Below are 16,513 nucleotides of genomic sequence, written 5' to 3'. Positions count from 1 at the left end.
ACCGAGGAGACGCATCTACCGTGCACCGTTCCCTGAGACGTCTGATGGCAGGGGTCCTGCTCACCGCCCTGCCCGCACTGGGACTGGTGGGGCTCGCCCCCGCCGCCCAGGCCCACGAGAACCATGAACACGCCCTGGACTGGGCCAACTACGAGAAGGTCACGCTCACCAAGGACACCGGCGAGCCGATCGACCTCGCCGTCCTGCCCGACAGCCGGGTGCTGCACACCGCGCGCAACGGCGATCTGCGGCTCACCGACCCCGGCAGCGGGGTGACCAAGGTCGTCAACCACATCGACGTGTACCAGAACTCCGAGATGGGGCTCCAGACCGTCACCCTGGACCCGGACTTCGCCACCAACCAGTGGGTCTACCTCTACTACTCCCCGCCGCTCGACACCCCGGCGGGCTCCGCGCCGCTCCAGCTCCCCGCCGGGCAGACCGACGCGTACTGGAAGCAGTGGGAGGGGTACGACACCCTCACCCGGTTCAAGTGGACCGGCGACAAGCTCGACCTGTCCACCGCCCAGGAGATCATCCGCGTCGACGTCAACCGCGGCCAGTGCTGCCACGTCGCCGGTGACGTCGACTTCGACGCGGACGGCAACCTCTACCTCTCCACCGGCGGGAACACACCGGCGTCCGGACCCAACGTCAACGGGTACACACCGATCAACGACGCCGCCGGCTACAACCCCGGCCTCGACGAGCGCCGCGGCGCGGGCAACACCAACGACCTGCGCGGCAAGATCCTCCGTATCGACGTGCAGGACGATGGGAGTTACACCGTCCCCGACGGCAACCTCTTCGCGCCCGGCACCCCGAAGACCCGACCCGAGATCTTCGTGATGGGGCTGCGCAACCCCTTCCGGATGACGGTGGACCGGGCGACCAACGCCGTGATGTGGGGCGACTACGGCCCCGACGCGGGCACCGCCGACCCGAACCGCGGCCCCATGGGGTACGTCGAGTGGCAGACCACCACCAAGCCCATGAACGGCGGCTGGCCCTACTGCACCGGTGACAACAGCCACCCCTACCGGGACTTCGACTTCGCCACCCTCACCCCGGGAGCGGCCTTCGACTGCGCCGCCCCCGTCAACGACTCACGCTGGAACACCGGCGCGAGCGTCCTGCCGCCGTCCACCCCCGCCACCCTCTGGTACGGGGACAAGGACACCGACCAGCCCTGGCCCGAGCTGACCGCGTTCCGCGGCCCCGGCGGGCCCGGCGGCCAGGCCCCGATGGCGGGACCGGTCTACCACTACGACGCGGACAACCCGGCCCCGGGCAAGTTCCCCGCGTACTGGGACGGCAAGGCGTTCTTCGGGGAGTTCTCCCAGGACTACGTCGCCGCCTTCACCCTCGAAGGCCCCGACGGACCCGTCAGCAAGCTGGAGAACGTCCTGCCCAACAGCGAACGGTCCGCCAACGGCATCCCGCCCTGGGACAACCCGATGGACCTGGAGTTCGGCCCCGACGGCGCGCTCTACGTCCTCGACTACGGCGACGGCTTCTTCCGCCAGAACCCCGACGCCGGCCTCTACCGGATCGACTACGCCGAGGGCAACAAGGCGCCCACCGCCGTGATCAAGGCCGATATCACCTCGGGACAGGCGCCCCTCACGGTCAACTTCAGCGCCACCGGCTCCAGCGACCCGGAGAACGGCGCCCTCACCTACCAGTGGGACCTGGACGGCGACGGCACCTTCGACGCCACCGGACCCACCGCGAGCCGCGTCTACCCGGACAACGGACAGTTCCAGGCCCGCCTGAAGGTCACCGACCCGCAGGGCAAGACCGGACTGACCAGCCGGCAGATCACCGTCGGCAACACCGCGCCCACCGTGAACATCACCTCACCGCCGGACGGCGGCTTCTTCAACTGGGGCGACGCCGTACCGTACGCGATCTCCGTCGACGACCCCGAGGACGGCGCCACACCCGACTGCGCCAAGGCCGCCTGGACCTTCGGTCTCGGACACAACCAGCACGGCCACCCGGTCAACAGCGGCACCGGCTGCTCGGGCGCCGTGGTCACCCCGACCGACGCCGGGCACGGCGACACCGAGAACGTCTTCGGCGTCCTCGGCATCACCTACACCGACAAGGGCGCGAACGGCGTCCCGCCGGCCACCGGGGACGCCCAGGTGATCCTCAACCCGGCGCTCATGCAGGCCGAGCACTACGACCTGGCCGAGGGCGTCACCGTCACCGACGACACCACCGCGTCCGGACAGCGCAAGGTCACCTCCTTCGACGCGGGGGACTGGATCGCGTACGACCCGGTCTCCTTCGCCGGCATCACCGGGGTGAAGACGCGCGCCTCCGGCGCCGGGACGCTGGAGCTGCGCTGGAACGCGGCCGACGCCGCGCCGTTCGCCACCGTCGCCGTACCGGCGGGCGAGGGCTGGCAGACGGTCACCACCGCGCTGCCGGACGCCCCCTCGGGCACCGGGCAGCTCTACGTCACCACCTCCGGCGGTGTCGACCTCGACTCCCTCACCTTCCAGGGCGCGGGCGTCGCCGACAGGACCCCGCCGAAGGTCGCCGCCACCCTCGACCCGCCGCGGCCGAACGGCGCGGGCGGCTGGTACACGAGCAATGTGTCCCTGAGCGTCACCGCCACCGACAACGGCACGGTGAGCAGCCGCCAGTACTCGGTCGACGGCGGTACGACCTGGCTGTCGGCGAACGCCGCCGTCACCCTGTCCACGGAGGGCGCCACCACCGTCCGCTACCGGGCCACCGACAGCGGCGGCAACGTCTCCGAGACCGGCAGCCTGACCGTACGGATCGACCGCACCGCACCCGCGGTCACCGTCACCGGTCTCGACGCCGACGGTGTGTACGGGGACTCCCAGCGCCCGAAGCCCGTGGTCACCACCGCCGACCCCGTCTCGGGCGTGGCCACCACGACCACCACCCTGGACGGCGCCACGATCACCCCGGGGCAGCCGCTCGACCTGTGGCGGCTGCCGCTCGGCGGTCATGAGCTGACGGTGAAGGCAGTGGACCGGGCGGGCAACACCACGACGAAGACGGTGCGCTTCACCACCCGCGCCTCCTTCGACGACCTCGCCGCGCTGCTCCCGCGCCTGACCACCGACAAGCTCGTCACCGACCAGGGCCGGCAGCGGCTGACCGTCCGGCTCGACCAGGCACGCGCCCACGCCGACGCGGGCAGGCTCAGCCAGGCCCGCGCCGTGCTGGACGCCTTCGCCACCGCCGCGGGCGACACCGCGCTGGTGCCGGACGCGGCGGCGGGCGCCGCCCTCGCCCGGGACGCCCGGGCCGTGAAGGGAGGACTGACCGGCTGACGGCCGGACGACCACGGCAGAGCTGCCCCGCCCCGGCGGGGCAGCTCTGTGCGGGTTTCGTCAAGATGTACGCAACTTCTGCCTCGTTGTGGAAAAGTGACGGTCGGAGGAAGTGAGCCTGTGAGCATTCGGTACCGCGTTCTGTCCCTGCTGCGGGACAACGGCCCACTGTCCCGCGCCCAGTTGGCGGGCCGGCTGGAGGTGCCGCGCCCACGGCTCCTCGCCGAGCTGGACCGGATGCTCGCCGCCGGTACGGTCCTGGAGGCGGGCCCGGCCGCCTCGCGCGGCGGCCGCCGCTCCACCCTCGTCCAGCTCGACCCCGGAGTCCGGTTCGCCGCCGTGGACCTGGGCGCCAGCTCGCTCGACATCGAGATCACCGACGGCGAACTCGAACCCGTGGCCTCCTACTCCGAGGCTGCCGACATCCGCTCGGGACCGGTCGCCGTACTGAACCGGATCAGCGAACTCCTCCACAAGATGGCCGCGCAGGGCCACTGCGTCCGGCTCGACGCCATCGGCATCGGCCTGCCGGGGCCGGTCAGCTTCCGGGAGGGTGTCCCCGTCTCCCCGCCGATCATGGTGGGCTGGAACCGTTTCCCCGTACGCGACACCCTCGCCCGTGAACACGGCTGCCCCGTGGTCGTCGACAACGACGTCAACGTGATGGCCCTCGGGGAGCAGCACAGCGGGGTCGCCCGGTCCGTCGAGCATCTGCTCTTCGTCAAGATCGGCAGCGGTATCGGCTCCGGCATGCAGCACCACGGACGGATCTACCGGGGCGCCGAGGGGTGCGCGGGCGACATCGGCCATATCCAGGTCGAGGCGGGCGGCCCCGTCTGCACCTGCGGCAACACCGGCTGCCTGGAGGCGTACTTCGGCGGGGTCGCCCTCGCCAGGGACGCCACCGAGGCCGCCCGCTCCGGCGACTCCCCGGCGCTGGCCGAACGGCTCGCGGCCGGGGGGACGCTGACCGCCGTCGATGTCGCCGAGTGCGCAGTGGGCGGCGACAGCGCCTGCGTCAACCTCATCAGGGCCGGCGGCCACCGGGTCGGACAGGTCCTCGCCACCCTGGTCAGCTTCATGAACCCGTCGATGATCGTGATCGGCGGCGGGCTCTCCGGACTCGGCTATCTCTTACTCGCGGAGATCCGCAGCGTCGTATACCAGCGCTCACTGCCGCTCGCCACCGGCAACCTGCCGATCGTCATGTCCGAACTCGGCCCGCGCGCCGGGGTCGTCGGCGCGGCGCTCCTGGCGAGCGAACTCGCGTACGGCGAGGACGAGGCGGCCTGAGCACGGCGCCGGAGCCCCGAGCCCTCAGCGCTCGGCGGGTACGCCGGGCTCCGTGGACACAGGAGGCTCCACCGGCCCGGCAGGTCCGGCGGGCCCCGTGGGACCGCCGGGGGGTGCCGCCTCCACCGTCTTCGGGCCCTCCGCGGTCGCGTCCCCGGGCTCCTCGCCGTCGAGTACGCGCAGCGCCCGCCCGGTGTCCAGCGCACCCTCCCACCGCGAGACCGCGAAGACCGCGACACAGTTGCCCAGCAGGTTCGTGGCGACACGCATCGAGTCCATGATCCGGTCCACCCCGAGCAGCAGCGCCACCGCGCCCGCCGGGATCACCCCCAGCGCCGAGGCCGTCGCGGAGAGCGCGAGGAACGCCGAACCCGGCACGCCCGCCATGCCCTTGCTGGTCAGCATCAGGACCAGCACCACGGTGACCTGCTGACCGAGGGTCAGATCCACTCCGACGGCCTGCGCGACGAACAGTGTGCCGATCGACAGATAGATCGAGGCGCCGTCGAGATTGAACGAGTACCCGGTGGGCAGGACGAGCCCGACCGCGTCGTCCCGGCACCCGGCGGCCCGCAGCTTCTGCATCATGCGCGGCATGACGGTCTCGCTGGAGGCGGTGCCCAGCGCGAGCAGCAGCTCCTCCCGCGTGTACCGGACGAACTTCCACAGGCTCAGCCCGGTGACCAGCTTGAGCGCGACCGCCAGCAGCACGAGGAAGAGCAGCGCCACCCCGTAGCAGAGCGCGATCAGCTTCCCGTACGTCTTCAGCGCGCCGAGCCCGTACTCGCCCACGAGATGGGCGGTCGCGCCGAAGACGGCCAGCGGGGCCAGCCGCATCACGAAGCCGACGACCGCGAAGACGACCTGCTGCGCCTGCTCGACGGCCGGGAGGATCGCCGGGACCTTCGTCCTCCCCAGGTGCAGCACGGCCGCGCCGACCAGACAGGCCAGTACGAGCACCTGGAGCAGCGAGTTCTCCGCGAACGCGCCGACCGCGCTGTCCGGCAGCGCCTCCAGGACGAACTGGGAGGTCGACGGCAGCTCCCCGCCTCCCGTCCTCCCGTCCACGGCGGCCGGGTCGAGCGAGGCCGGATCGACGTTCATGCCCGTGCCGGGCCCGACGAGGTTGGCGGCGGCCAGACCGATCAGCAGCGCCGCCGTGGTCGCCACCTCGAACCAGATCAGCGCCTTGACGCCGATCCGCCCGAACCCCCTGAGATCGCCCGCCCCGGCTATGCCCACCACGACGACGCAGAAGACGAGCGGCGCGATGACGGCCTTGATCAGCCGGATGAAGCCGTCGCCGAGCGGCTGGACCGCCGTGGCCGCGTCCGGCCAGAGCCGTCCGAGCAGGATGCCCAGCACCAGGGCGCAGGCGACCTGCGTGAACAGCGAGGTGCGCAGGGATCCGGCGGCGCGCCGGACCAGGGACGGGGACGTGCGCGGCACAGTCACTCTCACCAGCTCCACTCGGCTCTCCTCGGAGAGCTTCTGTCGCGTTCTGTCATGCGGAAGATCTTTTCCGATCGCTGCTCACTATGGCCGGGCCCGTATTTCCTGCGGAGGGCCCCGTGTTACGGCCAGGAAAAAGGTGCCGAACCCGCCGTCGGGGGCCGGCCGGTCGGCCGAGGGGGATGGCCGGTCGGCCGGGCGGGCCGGCCGATGGGCCGACGGGAATGGCCGGTCGGCCCGTGGCGATGGCCGGTCGGCCGACGCGCGGACACGGGGCCCGGGCCTAGCGTCGGTGATCACGGGCCGGGCCACCGGCCACCGCACCCGAGGGGGCCTCCCATGACCGAGCCGTCGACACCCGCCACACCCGGTACACCCGCCACACCCGGTACACCCGGTACACCCGCCACACCGGCCGACACCGGCCGCACCACGGAGTTCGAGCACGACGTCGTCGAACTCCTCACGGAGACCGCGCGCGAGGCCACCGCGTGCGAGAGCCGGAGCGCCGGCACCGAACACCTGGTGCACATGCTCGTCATGGGCGAGACGAAGGCGGGTGAGGCGATCGCCCCCGGTATGCGCCAGGCCGGCGGCCTCGGCGGCACCGTCATGGCCCTCACCTCCCCCGACAGTTCGCGCCCCTGGGTGCACGGCGACACGGCCGCCGGCCCCGATCCCCTCCCGGGCCACCCCGGCGACGAGGCGGAGGCCGACGCCGTCTGGCGCGAGGCCGTCTGGCGCGCCGCGCGGAAGAAGGCACGGCGGGGCGCCCCCGAGGAGGGGACCTTCCCGCCCGAGCCGTCCGAGGCGCTGCGCGCCTGTCTCCTGCGCGCACTGCGGCTGGCCCGTCTGGAGGGAACGACGAGCGTCCGGTGCCGCCATGTGGCCCGCGCGATGCTGCAACTCCCCGACAGCCGTGCGCTGGAGGCCATGGCGCTGCAACGCATCGACAGGACCGCCGCCTCCGTCGCCCTGGACGCCCTGGACGCGGGCGCCGCCGCGGATCCCGACTTCCCGGAGCCCCCGAGCGTCCGGGGCATGCGCGGCACGGGCGTGCTGGGCGAGGGCGGCGGGCTCTCCCGCCTCCTCATGTCCTGGATGTTCCGCAGCGGCCCGGAGGGCGACGGACTGCTCAGCTCCGTGTTCCTGGAGGCCGAGCGCCAGACCGTACGGCGCGGACACGGCGTGGTCGAGCCGGTGGATCTGCTGCTGGCCGTCCTGGCGCTGGACCGGGCGCTCGCCGTCACCGGCCGCTCGTTCCCGGAGACGACCGCCGCCGTCAACGAGGCCGCCGCGCTGCTCCGTACGTACGGTGCCCGGCACGCTTCCCTGGCCGAGGCGGCTCGGGCGTGCGTCGCCGACCCGCTTCCCGGCCCCCTGCCCGCCGCCACCGAGGTGCCGCGCTCGCCCGCCGTCGAACGCGTCCGGTCCGTCGCCCAGCTCACGGCGGGCGAGCGCGGCTCGGACACGGTCGGAACCGTGCATGTCCTGGCCGCCCTGCTCGCCGACGACGAGGGGGAGGCCGCGCTGCTGCTGCGCGCGGAAGGCGTCGACGTGGCCGCCCTCAAGGACCGGCTGAGCCCGGACCCCGCCGCATGAGGACGGTGACCCGCCGTGCCCCGGCCGGTCCCGCGGGCGCTACGGTCCCGGGGAGAGGGACGACGAGGAGCGAGGCGAAGGTGTCGGGGACACGGATACGGGACCGGGCCCGCGGCGGCCTGCGCAAGGCACGGAGCGCCGCCCGGCGCGAGGCGGTGGAGTGCGTGGCCGCCCTTCGCGCGGCGCCCCGCCGTACCGTCGTCACCGAGGCGCTGGCCTGCGCCCTGGTCGCCGCGCTCGCGCTGATCCCGCTCACCTTCCTGCCGGAGGAGCTGTCCCAGCAACGGCCGGTCCTCGCCGCCCTGGAAGGGCTGTGGACGGTCGTCCTGGTGCTCGGACGCCACCGGCACCCCGCGCTCGCCGTGGCCGCCACGGCGCCGCTGCTCGTCGGCTCCAGCGTGTGGATCCTGGTGGCGGTGCCCCTGATCGTGCTCTCCGCCACCCGCCGGGTCACCACGCGCCGCGCCTGGCAGGCGGTGGGCGCGGCCGGCGCGCTGGTCGCCGCCCTGGCGGCGGTGGACGTCCTGGTGACCGGCGGCCGGGCGACCGGCGATCCGGCGGCCGAATCCCTGACCGGGCTCCAGGTGCTGGCGGGCGAGGCCGGCTCCCTGGTGCTGCTGATGGCCCTCCCCGCGCTGGCCGGGACCCTGCTCGGGCAGCGGCGGCCGCTCGTCAGCCTGCTGCGGGAACGCAACGCCTATCTGGAGCAGGCCCGTTCCCTGACCGCCGTGGCGGCGCGGATGGAGGAGCGGAACCGGATAGCGGGGGAGATGCACGATCTGCTCGGCCACAAACTGAGCCTGATCTCGGTGCACGCGGGCGCGCTGGAGATGGCCGCGGCCCGCCAGGCGCCGCCGCTGGCCGGGCAGGCCGAACTGCTGCGTACCACCGCCGGTACGGCGATGGAGGAACTGCGCGAGATCCTGGGCGTGCTGCGCCGGCAGGAGCTCCAGGACCCCACCGCGGACCCCGGGAGCCGCCGGGGCAGCCGCGAGGACATCACCGCCCTCGTGGCCGAGTCGGGGCGGACGGGCATGCCCGTCACGCTGGACTGGTCGGGACCCGACACCGCCGACGCCTCCCCGGGGACCCGTCAGGCGCTCCACCGGGTGGTGCGCGAGTCGCTGACCAACGCGCTCAAGCACGCGTCCGGCGCTCCCACCCGGGTGGAGGTCCGCCATGAAGAGGGCCGGATCGCCCTCTCCGTCACCAACGAGCGTCCCCGGGTGGCCCGTCGGCCGCAGCCCGGGAACCGCAGCGGGCTGGTCGGTCTGGACGAGCGGATCGCCCTGCTCGGCGGCTCGTTCGGGGCGGGCCCCGTCGGACCCGGCGGGTTCCGTGTCGAGGCGCTGCTGCCCGCGCACCCCGAACAGTCCGCGCAGCCCGATCCGTTCGCGCCCCGGGAGCCGTCCGCGCGGGTGGCGAACCCCGAGCGCCCCGGGGAGACCGCCGGGGCCTACCCGCCGCTCTCGACCGCCGTGCTGACCTGGCCGCGGGTGCTGGGCGCCGGGTGCGCGGCGGCCTTGGTCATCCTTCCCACCGTGGCGTTCCTCGTCATACTGCTGGTGATTGCGATCGTAAGATGAGCGGGTGATCCGAGTCCTCATCGCCGACGACGAGACCCTGATGCGCGCGGGCATCCGGCTGATCCTGGAGAACGCCCAGGACATCGAGGTGGCCGCCGAGGCCGCCGACGGCCGCGCCGCGGTCACCGCGTGCCGGGGCCAGGACATCGACGTGGCGCTGCTCGACCTCCAGATGCCGGGCACCGACGGCATCACCGCCGCCGAGGAGATCGCCATGGTCTCGCCCAGGACCCGGGTGGTGATGCTGACCGCCTTCGGTGAGGAGCGGAGCGTCACCCGGGCCCTGCGCGTCGGCGTGACCGGCTTCCTGCTCAAGGACACCGGCCCCACCGAACTGATCCGTTCGGTACGGCTCGCCGCGAGCGGCGAACCCGTACTGGCGCCCCGGATCACCCGGCAGCTCCTGGAACGGCACGTACGCTCCGGCCACGGGACCGAGGCCGCCCTGCGCAGGACCGACGGACTGACCGCGGCCGAGCGCGACGTCCTGCGGCTGCTCGGCACGGGCCTGTCGAACGCCGAGATCGCCGACCGGCTCCATCTGAGCGCGAGCACGGTCAAGGCGCACATCAGCCGCATCCTGACCCGCACCGGCTGTGCCAACCGCGTCCAGGCCGCCGTCCTCGCCCATGACGCGGGCCTCCTCGGCGAGGGCTGACGCCCCCTCCGGCGCCCGCCGGGTGTTCAGAACGCGAGGAGCACCTTGCCCGACAGCGACGCGTCGGCGGCGACCCCGAACGCCTCCAGCGCCTCGTCCACCGGGAAGGTGTGGGTGACGACCGGGCCGACGGCCAGCGAGCCGTCCGCGAGCGCCGCGATCACCTCGTCGATCTCGTCGTGGAAGCGGAACGAGCCGACCAGCCGCAGTTCGCGGGTGATGGCGTGCGCGATCGGCACCGGCTGGTCGCCCCTCGGCAGCAGACCCACCATCACCACCGTGCCGCCCCGGGTGGCCCCGGCGAGCGCGGAGGCGAGACCGCGGTGGTTGCCGGAGGACTCGATCACGACATCCGCGTCCACCGCGGCGACGGCCTCGGTGTCGCCGGCGTCGAGCGTGCGGGTCGCCCCCACGGCGGTCGCGATGGAGCGGGGGCCCGGATGGAGGTCGACCGCCACGATCTCCGCGGCGCCGCCGCGCGCGGCCACGGCGACGGCGAGCGCGCCGATGGGGCCGCTGCCGACGACAAGGACCCGTCTGCCGCGGACATCGCCCGCCTGCGACACGGCGTGCCAGGCGACGGCGGCCGGTTCGGCCAGGGCCGCGACACGCAGGTCGAGCCCGGCGGGCAGCGCGCGGAGCATCCCCGCGGGCAGCACGACCTCCCCGGCGAAGGCGCCCTCGGTGTGCGGGAACCGCGCGGCCGAGCCGAGGTAACGCACCCCGGGGGAGAGGTGGGGCCGGTCGGCGGGGAAGCGGACGTCGGTGTGTTCGCGCGTCGCCGGGTGGACCGCGACCGGCGTGCCCGCGGCGGGTCCCGACCCGTCAGGAGCCGCCCGTACGACCGTTCCGACCACCTCGTGCCCGAGGATCATCGGGGCCCGCAGCACGGACTCCCCGACCGCGCCGTGGCGCCAGTAGTGCAGATCGGAGCCGCAGATACCGCCGTAGGCGACGGCGACGACGGCCTCGCCCGGCCCGGGGTCCGGTACCGCGACGCGCTCGACGCGCAGATCGCCCGCCCCGTGGGCGACGACCGCCGTGGTGGTGTGGGGTGCCATGAACGATTCCCTTCTCGGACGATCCTCTTCTCGGACGATCTCCCTCTCGGGCGATCCCCTTCTCAGACGACGACGGTCATCCCGCCGTCGACGAAGACGACCTGGCCGTTGACGTACGCGGACGCGTCCGACGCGAGCCACACGACGGGGCCGACCAGATCGGCCACCGTCCCCCAGCGCCGGGCCGGGGTGCGGCCGAGGATCCACGCGTTGAACGCCTCGTCGTCCACGAGGTTCTGTGTCATCTCGGTGTGGATGTACCCGGGGGCGATGCCGTTGATCTGGAGCCCCTCGCCGGCCCACTCGGCGGTCATGGACCGGGTCAGGTTGCGCAGCGCCCCCTTGGCCGCCGTGTAGGGGCCGATGGTCGGGCGGGCGAGGTCGGTCTGGACCGAGCAGATGTTGACGATCTTGCCCGCGTGGCGCGGCAGCATCCGCCGGGCGACCTGACGGCCCACCACGAAGGCCCCGGTGAGGTCGGTGTCGACCACCCGCCGCCAGTCGTCGAGGCTCACGTCCACGAGGGCCTCGCGGTGCTGGACGCCCGCGTTGTTGACGAGGACGGCGAGCGGACCCACCTCGGCCTCGATCGAGTCGACGGCCCCGGCCACCGCCTCCTCGTCCACGATGTCGAAGGCCCGGGCCGCGATCCGGTCGTCGCCGAACCGCCGGGCGAGCGCCGTGCGCGCCGCGTCGAGCCGGTCCGGATCGAGGCCGTTGAGGACGATCGTGGCCCCGGCGTCCGCGAGCCCTTCGGCGAGGGCGAGTCCGATGCCGCGGCTCGAACCGGTGACCAGGGCGACGCGGCCGGTCAGATCGAAGGGTGAGGTCATAGGGGTTGCTCGTCTTCCTGGTCGGTGGAGCGCTGCCCGGTCGGTGGAGGCTGCCTGGTCAGTAGAACTCGACGGTGTTCACCCGGTTGAGCAGGGCGCGGCCGTCCAGGAGCCGGGTGGCGTTGGCGGCGAAGAGTTCCGCGATGCGCCGGTCCTCCGCCGGGTCGAGCGCCGCGGTGTGCGGGCTCACCAGCACCCGGTCGTGGTCCCAGAGCGGACTGCCGGCCGGCAGCGGCTCGGTCTCGAAGACGTCCAGCGCGGCGAAGCCCACCCGGCCGGAGTCGAGGGCTTCGAGCAGGGCCGCCTCGTCCACGACGCTTCCCCGGCCGACGCTGACGACGGTGGCTCCCGGGCGCAGCGCCGCGAAGAACCGTCCGCCGAGCAGATGCTCGGTCGCCGCGGTGGCGGGGAGCGTGTTCACCACGGCGTCCACCGTCGGCGCCACCTCGGCGATACGGTCGGGACGCACCACGCCGCTCACACCGGGGACGGCGGTGTCCGTTCGGCTCGTGCCGATGACGGTCGCGCCCAGCGCGTGCAGTTTCGCCGCGACGACCCGGCCGATCCCCCCGAGGCCCAGCACGAGCACGGTCTGCTCGCTCATCTGCCGCATCGTCCAGCGCCCGCTCCACTCGTGGTCGCGCTGCTGGCGGCGCAGCCGGGGCAGGTCCTTGGCGCCCGCGAGCACCCCGAGGACGGCGAACTCGGCGAGCGGCCCGCCGTGCACACCGGCCGAGGTGGTGAACCGGACCCGGTCGAGTTCGTCGCCGCTGAGCCCGGCGGCCTTCACCTGGCTCCCGCCGCCCGCGGCCATCGTGTGCACCCAGCGCAGGCGCGGGTTGGCCCGTACCGTACGCGCGAGGGCGGACGGGGACAGATCGGGGATGCCGTACAGGGCGTCCGCCGTGTCGACGGCCGCCTCGAAGGAACGCTGCCGCGCGGGGGTGCGCCGCCAGGACGGATCGCCGGCGAAGTCGGCGGGCCAGCGCATCGGAGGCAGGAGCGCGGGGTCGACGACGAGGTCGACGCGTGGTTCCAGCTCCCGGACGCGGGCGCGGTTCTCCTCGGACAGCGGCGCGGCGACCGCCACCCTGAGCCGGCCCTCCGGCCGGTCGGCGTCCGTGCTCACGCGAGCCTGCTCCTCTCCGCCGCGACCTCGGCGTCCAGCTCGGCCTCACGGGCGACGATCGCCTCGACCGCCGTGAGCGCCTCGGCGGCGCGGTGCGGCGGGATGACGATGACACCGTCCTCGTCGGCGGCGACGAGGTCACCGGGGTGCACCACGACACCGCCGATCGCGACCGCCTCGCCGATCGTGCCCGGTCCGTTCTTGAACGGGCCGGCGGGCGTGAGCCCGCGCGCGAAGACGGGCACGCCCAGCTTCTCGATGATCGCGCCGTCGCGCACATAGCCGTCGACGACCGCCCCGACGGCGCCGAACAGGGCGAACCGCTGGGCGAGGTTGTCGCCGACGACGGCGCGCCCGTCGTAGCCGAAGGCGTTGATGACGAGGATGTCACCGGGGCGGATGTGGTCGAGCGCGGCGATCACGGCCTTGTTGTCGCCCGCGACGGTGAGCACCGGGAGCGCGGTGCCCACGGCCCTGGCGCCGGTCCAGACCGGCGCGATGCCCCCGTCGACGATGTTCAGCCGGTCGAGGGCGTCACCCAGGTTGGCCACGGAGTGCGCGCGGAACCGGTCGAGCACGTCCGGGTCGACGCGGTCCCACGCGGTGTGCACGCGAACGTTGTCCTGGGACATCACTGGCTCCTTCGGATGGTGGGGGAGGTGGCGCGGATACGTGGCCGCCATGGCCGGTGCGGTCTCCCGCGCCCCCGGGCGGCGGGTCCGCGGTCCACGGGGTCCGCGGGGTTGGCGGTCCACGGGGTCCGCGGTCACGACACCGGGCAAAAAATGCGAAAGCTTTCGCGTTTCGTCGGGGACAGTCTGCCTCCATCCCTGTCGCGAGGCAAGGGTCGAAGGGAGGTGTGCCCCTGGCCGCAGTGGTGCTTGGTTGAGGTGACACGGTCGGCGGTCCGGTGGAATTCCCGCGGCGTCGCCGGGAGATCCCCTGGTGGCCGGGGTGGAAATCGGATGGAAGCGCAAGGTTGACGAGGGGGCAACACAAGTCCTTGACCGCTCCCGGAATGCGAATCTATTCTCATTCGCGATTCACGTCGCAACTTGGCTCCGGCGCTCCCCACCGGCCGCGCCCGGAACGCGCCCGAGCCGGTGAACGGTCCCCGAACGGGACCGAAGCCGCACCACTCCGCCGGGACCCCGCCGTCGTCACCGCTCCCGTGCGGACCCACGCGGACCCACGACCGCCGACAGCGACCACGTTCAGCGCACGCTTCTCAGGACACCGCTCCAGGAGTCCGCGACACCGAAGGTGAACGTATGACAACGTCAGATCGGCTCGACACGACGTCAGCCCGGCCCGGGACCACGTCGGATCAGCCCGCCGCGAGCGAGGCCGACGTCGTCACCGCGAACGGCAAGGTCGTCCGCAAAGCCACCGTCGCCGGCGCCGTCGGCTCCTTCGTGGAGTGGTACGACTACGGCATCTACGGCCTGCTCGTCACCTATCTCGCGATCAACATCATGGGCGAGGCCGAGGCCGGAGGTCTCTTCCTCACCAACGTCGGCTTCCTGGTCAGCTTCATCGCCCGCCCCTTCGGCAGTGTCATCTGCGGCTACCTCGGGGACCGGATCGGGCGCAAATCCCTCCTGGCCACCCTGCTGGTGCTCATCTCCGCCGCGACCGCGGGCATCGGTCTCATCCCCTCGTCCGCCGCCATCGGCGTCCTCGCCCCCGTCCTCCTCGTCCTGCTCCGGGTGCTCCAGGGCTTCTCGGCGGGCGGCGAGGTGGCCGGCGCGATGTCCTTCGTCGGCGAGTACGCCCCGGACGCGCGCCGCAATTACATGATGAGCTTCATCGCCGTCGGCTCCTTCGTCGCCCTCATGTTCGGCAGCGCCTTCTCCGCCGTGCTCATCACCACCCTCGGCGACGACGCGATGGCCTCGTGGGCCTGGCGGGTCCCCTTCCTCCTCGCCGTCCCGCTCGGCTACGTCGGCTTCTACATCCGCCGCCAGTTGGAGGAGACCCCGCACTTCACGGCGTTGCGCGCGCGGAACACCGTCGTACGCAACCCGCTCAAGGCCGCGCTGACCTCCCCGCGCCACCTGAAGGCGATCGCGCTCACGATCTTCCTCCCCGCGCTCAACGGCCCCGGCTACTACCTGCTGTTCGTGTACATGCCGACCTACCTGAAGACCTCGCTCGGCGAGCACAACTTCCCGATGCTGCGGGCGCTCATGGTCACCGCGGTCAGCCTGATCGCCATCGTCATCTGTATCCCGCTCATGGCCCGGCTCTCCGACCGTGTCGGCCGCAAGCCCGTGCTCACCTTCTCGGCGGTCGCCACGGCCGTACTCTCGTACCCGATGTTCCTGCTCATCACCACCGGCGAGTTCGGCCTCGCGTGCATCGGCACCACCGTGCTCGCGATCGCGTTCTCCGGCCACGCGGCGGTGGTGCACACCGTGCTCGCCGAACTCTTCCCGACCACCGTGCGCTACTCCGCGTACAGCATCGGGTTCAGCATCTCGACGATCATCTTCGGCGGCAGCGCCCCGCTCCTGATGACCACGCTGATCGAGTCGACCGGATCCAATCTGATCCCGGCGTTCGCCGCCGTCGTCACCGCCCTGATCACCCTCGTCACCCTCGCGTTCCTGCGCGAGACCAAGGGCCGTCCGCTCGCCTCGCACTGACGGCGTCCCACCGGCCCGCGCCCCACCGAACCGCCACCACTCCCGGGAGACACCATGGGAATCAACTCGGTAGCCGTCGTCGCCGACCTCGGCGAGAGCTTCGGCAACTACACGATCGGCGACGACGACGCCCTGTACGGCCTCGTCACCTCGTCGAACATCGCCTGCGGCTTCCACGCCGGCGACCCGCGCGTCATCGACCGCACCGTCGCCGAGTGCGTCGCCCGCGGCATCGAACTCGGCGCCCACCCCGGCTACCCCGACCTCGTCGGCTTCGGCCGCCGGCTCATCGAGGCGTCCGAGGAGGAGATCCGTACGGACGTGCTCTACCAGCTCGGGGCGTTCGACGCCTTCGCGCGCGTCCACGGCGGCACGATCAGCCATGTCGCCCCGCACGGCCGGATGGGCTCGATCGCGCAGACCGACGCCAAGCACGCCCGCGCCATCACCGACGCGATCGCCGCGTACGACTCCGACTACCTCGTCATCTGTCAGCGCGGTCTGCTCGCCGAGGAGTCGCGCAAGCGGGGCCTGAACGTCGGTTACGTCTTCCTCGCGGACCGCGGCTACGGCGACGACGGCATGCCCGTCCCCCGCTCGCACGCACAGGGCCTGGTCCACGACCCCGGACTCATCGGCGAACGGGCCGTCCAGGTCGTCCGGGACTCCACCGTACGCTCGGTGAACGGCAACGTCGTACCGCTCGGCCACGACGCCGATGTGCTGCTGCTGCACGGGGACCACCCCACGGTGCTGGAGAACGGCACCGCGCTGCGCGCCGCACTCGACGCGGCGGGCGTCCGTGTCACGGGGCTCCGGGACGTCCTGGCCGAGAAGGCGGAGGCGGGGGGGGGGGGCGCGCGGGGGGGGGGGGCGCGCCCCCCCCCGCCACCCCCCGTGGGCCCCCGCCGGCTGGACCGGCGAGCGCGAC

The 16,513-nt window shown here is 72.9% G+C and carries 11 protein-coding genes and 1 pseudogene; 7 read left to right on the top strand and 5 right to left on the bottom strand.

Annotated elements, in window-relative coordinates:
• The first annotated feature begins 20 nt into the window (after positions 1-20).
• Together ACFXPK_RS01810 and ACFXPK_RS01805 are read left to right on the top strand one after the other, a co-directional pair.
• Positions 21-3,320: a PQQ-dependent sugar dehydrogenase gene (locus ACFXPK_RS01810; protein ID WP_385070485.1), complete on the top strand. Its 3,300-nt coding sequence runs from the start codon at positions 21-23 to the stop codon at positions 3,318-3,320.
• Between the two features lie 120 nt (positions 3,321-3,440).
• Positions 3,441-4,613, top strand: coding sequence for an ROK family protein (locus tag ACFXPK_RS01805; RefSeq protein WP_385000926.1), 1,173 nt, complete (start codon positions 3,441-3,443; stop codon positions 4,611-4,613).
• Positions 4,614-4,637: 24 nt separating this feature from the next.
• On the opposite strand, the gene ACFXPK_RS01800 is transcribed toward ACFXPK_RS01805, so the two are convergent.
• On the bottom strand, positions 4,638-6,062 hold the full coding sequence (locus tag ACFXPK_RS01800) for a cation:dicarboxylate symporter family transporter (protein WP_385000950.1): 1,425 nt from the start codon (positions 6,060-6,062) through the stop codon (positions 4,638-4,640).
• A 342-nt stretch (positions 6,063-6,404) separates the two neighbouring features.
• Here ACFXPK_RS01800 and ACFXPK_RS01795 point away from each other — a divergent pair, with 342 nt between their 5' ends.
• The 3 genes from ACFXPK_RS01795 to ACFXPK_RS01785 all read left to right on the top strand — a co-directional run bounded on the left by ACFXPK_RS01795 (position 6,405) and on the right by ACFXPK_RS01785 (position 9,911).
• A complete protein-coding gene (locus ACFXPK_RS01795; RefSeq protein WP_385070482.1) occupies positions 6,405-7,667 on the top strand; it encodes a Clp protease N-terminal domain-containing protein in 1,263 nt (420 codons plus the stop codon).
• A gap of 80 nt (positions 7,668-7,747) precedes the next feature.
• Positions 7,748-9,253, top strand: coding sequence for a sensor histidine kinase (locus ACFXPK_RS01790; protein WP_385070479.1), 1,506 nt, complete (start codon positions 7,748-7,750; stop codon positions 9,251-9,253).
• Between the two features lie 4 nt (positions 9,254-9,257).
• Positions 9,258-9,911, top strand: a complete 654-nt coding sequence (locus ACFXPK_RS01785; protein WP_385000935.1) for a response regulator — start codon at positions 9,258-9,260, stop codon at positions 9,909-9,911.
• Positions 9,912-9,937: 26 nt separating this feature from the next.
• Here the strand turns inward: ACFXPK_RS01785 and ACFXPK_RS01780 are convergent, their stop codons facing one another.
• The 4 genes from ACFXPK_RS01780 to ACFXPK_RS01765 form a co-directional block, all read right to left on the bottom strand.
• Positions 9,938-10,972 carry a zinc-binding dehydrogenase gene (locus tag ACFXPK_RS01780; protein WP_385000938.1) on the bottom strand — a complete coding sequence of 345 codons (1,035 nt, stop codon included), beginning with the start codon at positions 10,970-10,972 and terminating at the stop codon, positions 9,938-9,940.
• A gap of 62 nt (positions 10,973-11,034) precedes the next feature.
• Entirely contained in the window at positions 11,035-11,805 is a 771-nt protein-coding gene (locus tag ACFXPK_RS01775) for an SDR family oxidoreductase (protein ID WP_385070474.1), read from the bottom strand.
• Between the two features lie 58 nt (positions 11,806-11,863).
• Positions 11,864-12,934 carry a D-2-hydroxyacid dehydrogenase gene (locus ACFXPK_RS01770; protein WP_385070471.1) on the bottom strand — a complete coding sequence of 357 codons (1,071 nt, stop codon included), beginning with the start codon at positions 12,932-12,934 and terminating at the stop codon, positions 11,864-11,866.
• On the bottom strand, positions 12,931-13,566 hold the full coding sequence (locus ACFXPK_RS01765) for an RraA family protein (RefSeq protein WP_385070468.1): 636 nt from the start codon (positions 13,564-13,566) through the stop codon (positions 12,931-12,933). Before ACFXPK_RS01765 ends, ACFXPK_RS01770 begins: the two co-directional genes overlap by 4 nt.
• A gap of 639 nt (positions 13,567-14,205) precedes the next feature.
• Here ACFXPK_RS01765 and ACFXPK_RS01760 point away from each other — a divergent pair.
• Together ACFXPK_RS01760 and ACFXPK_RS01755 are read left to right on the top strand one after the other, a co-directional pair.
• On the top strand, positions 14,206-15,582 hold the full coding sequence (locus ACFXPK_RS01760; RefSeq protein ID WP_385001198.1) for an MFS transporter: 1,377 nt from the start codon (positions 14,206-14,208) through the stop codon (positions 15,580-15,582).
• A 54-nt stretch (positions 15,583-15,636) separates the two neighbouring features.
• Positions 15,637-16,425: pseudogene (locus tag ACFXPK_RS01755) on the top strand (LamB/YcsF family protein); the annotation flags it as partial.
• Between the last annotated feature and the right edge of the window lie 88 nt (positions 16,426-16,513).

The sequence above is a fragment of the Streptomyces sp. NPDC059142 genome (assembly GCF_042755665.1).
Lineage (GTDB): Bacteria > Actinomycetota > Actinomycetes > Streptomycetales > Streptomycetaceae > Streptomyces.
Note: the sequence above shows the minus strand (reverse complement) of the source record. Positions and strands in the feature narration are given on the sequence as shown.

What these genes read in the sequence shown, in the direction of transcription:
- ACFXPK_RS01775 (WP_385070474.1), bottom strand. Translation starts at nt 11,805, where the DNA reads ATGACCTCACCCTTCGATCTGACCGGCCGCGTCGCCCTGGTCACCGGT.
- ACFXPK_RS01760 (WP_385001198.1), top strand. Translation starts at nt 14,206, where the DNA reads ATGACAACGTCAGATCGGCTCGACACGACGTCAGCCCGGCCCGGGACC.
- ACFXPK_RS01780 (WP_385000938.1), bottom strand. Translation starts at nt 10,972, where the DNA reads ATGGCACCCCACACCACCACGGCGGTCGTCGCCCACGGGGCGGGCGAT.
- ACFXPK_RS01795 (WP_385070482.1), top strand. Translation starts at nt 6,405, where the DNA reads ATGACCGAGCCGTCGACACCCGCCACACCCGGTACACCCGCCACACCC.
- ACFXPK_RS01765 (WP_385070468.1), bottom strand. Translation starts at nt 13,566, where the DNA reads ATGTCCCAGGACAACGTTCGCGTGCACACCGCGTGGGACCGCGTCGAC.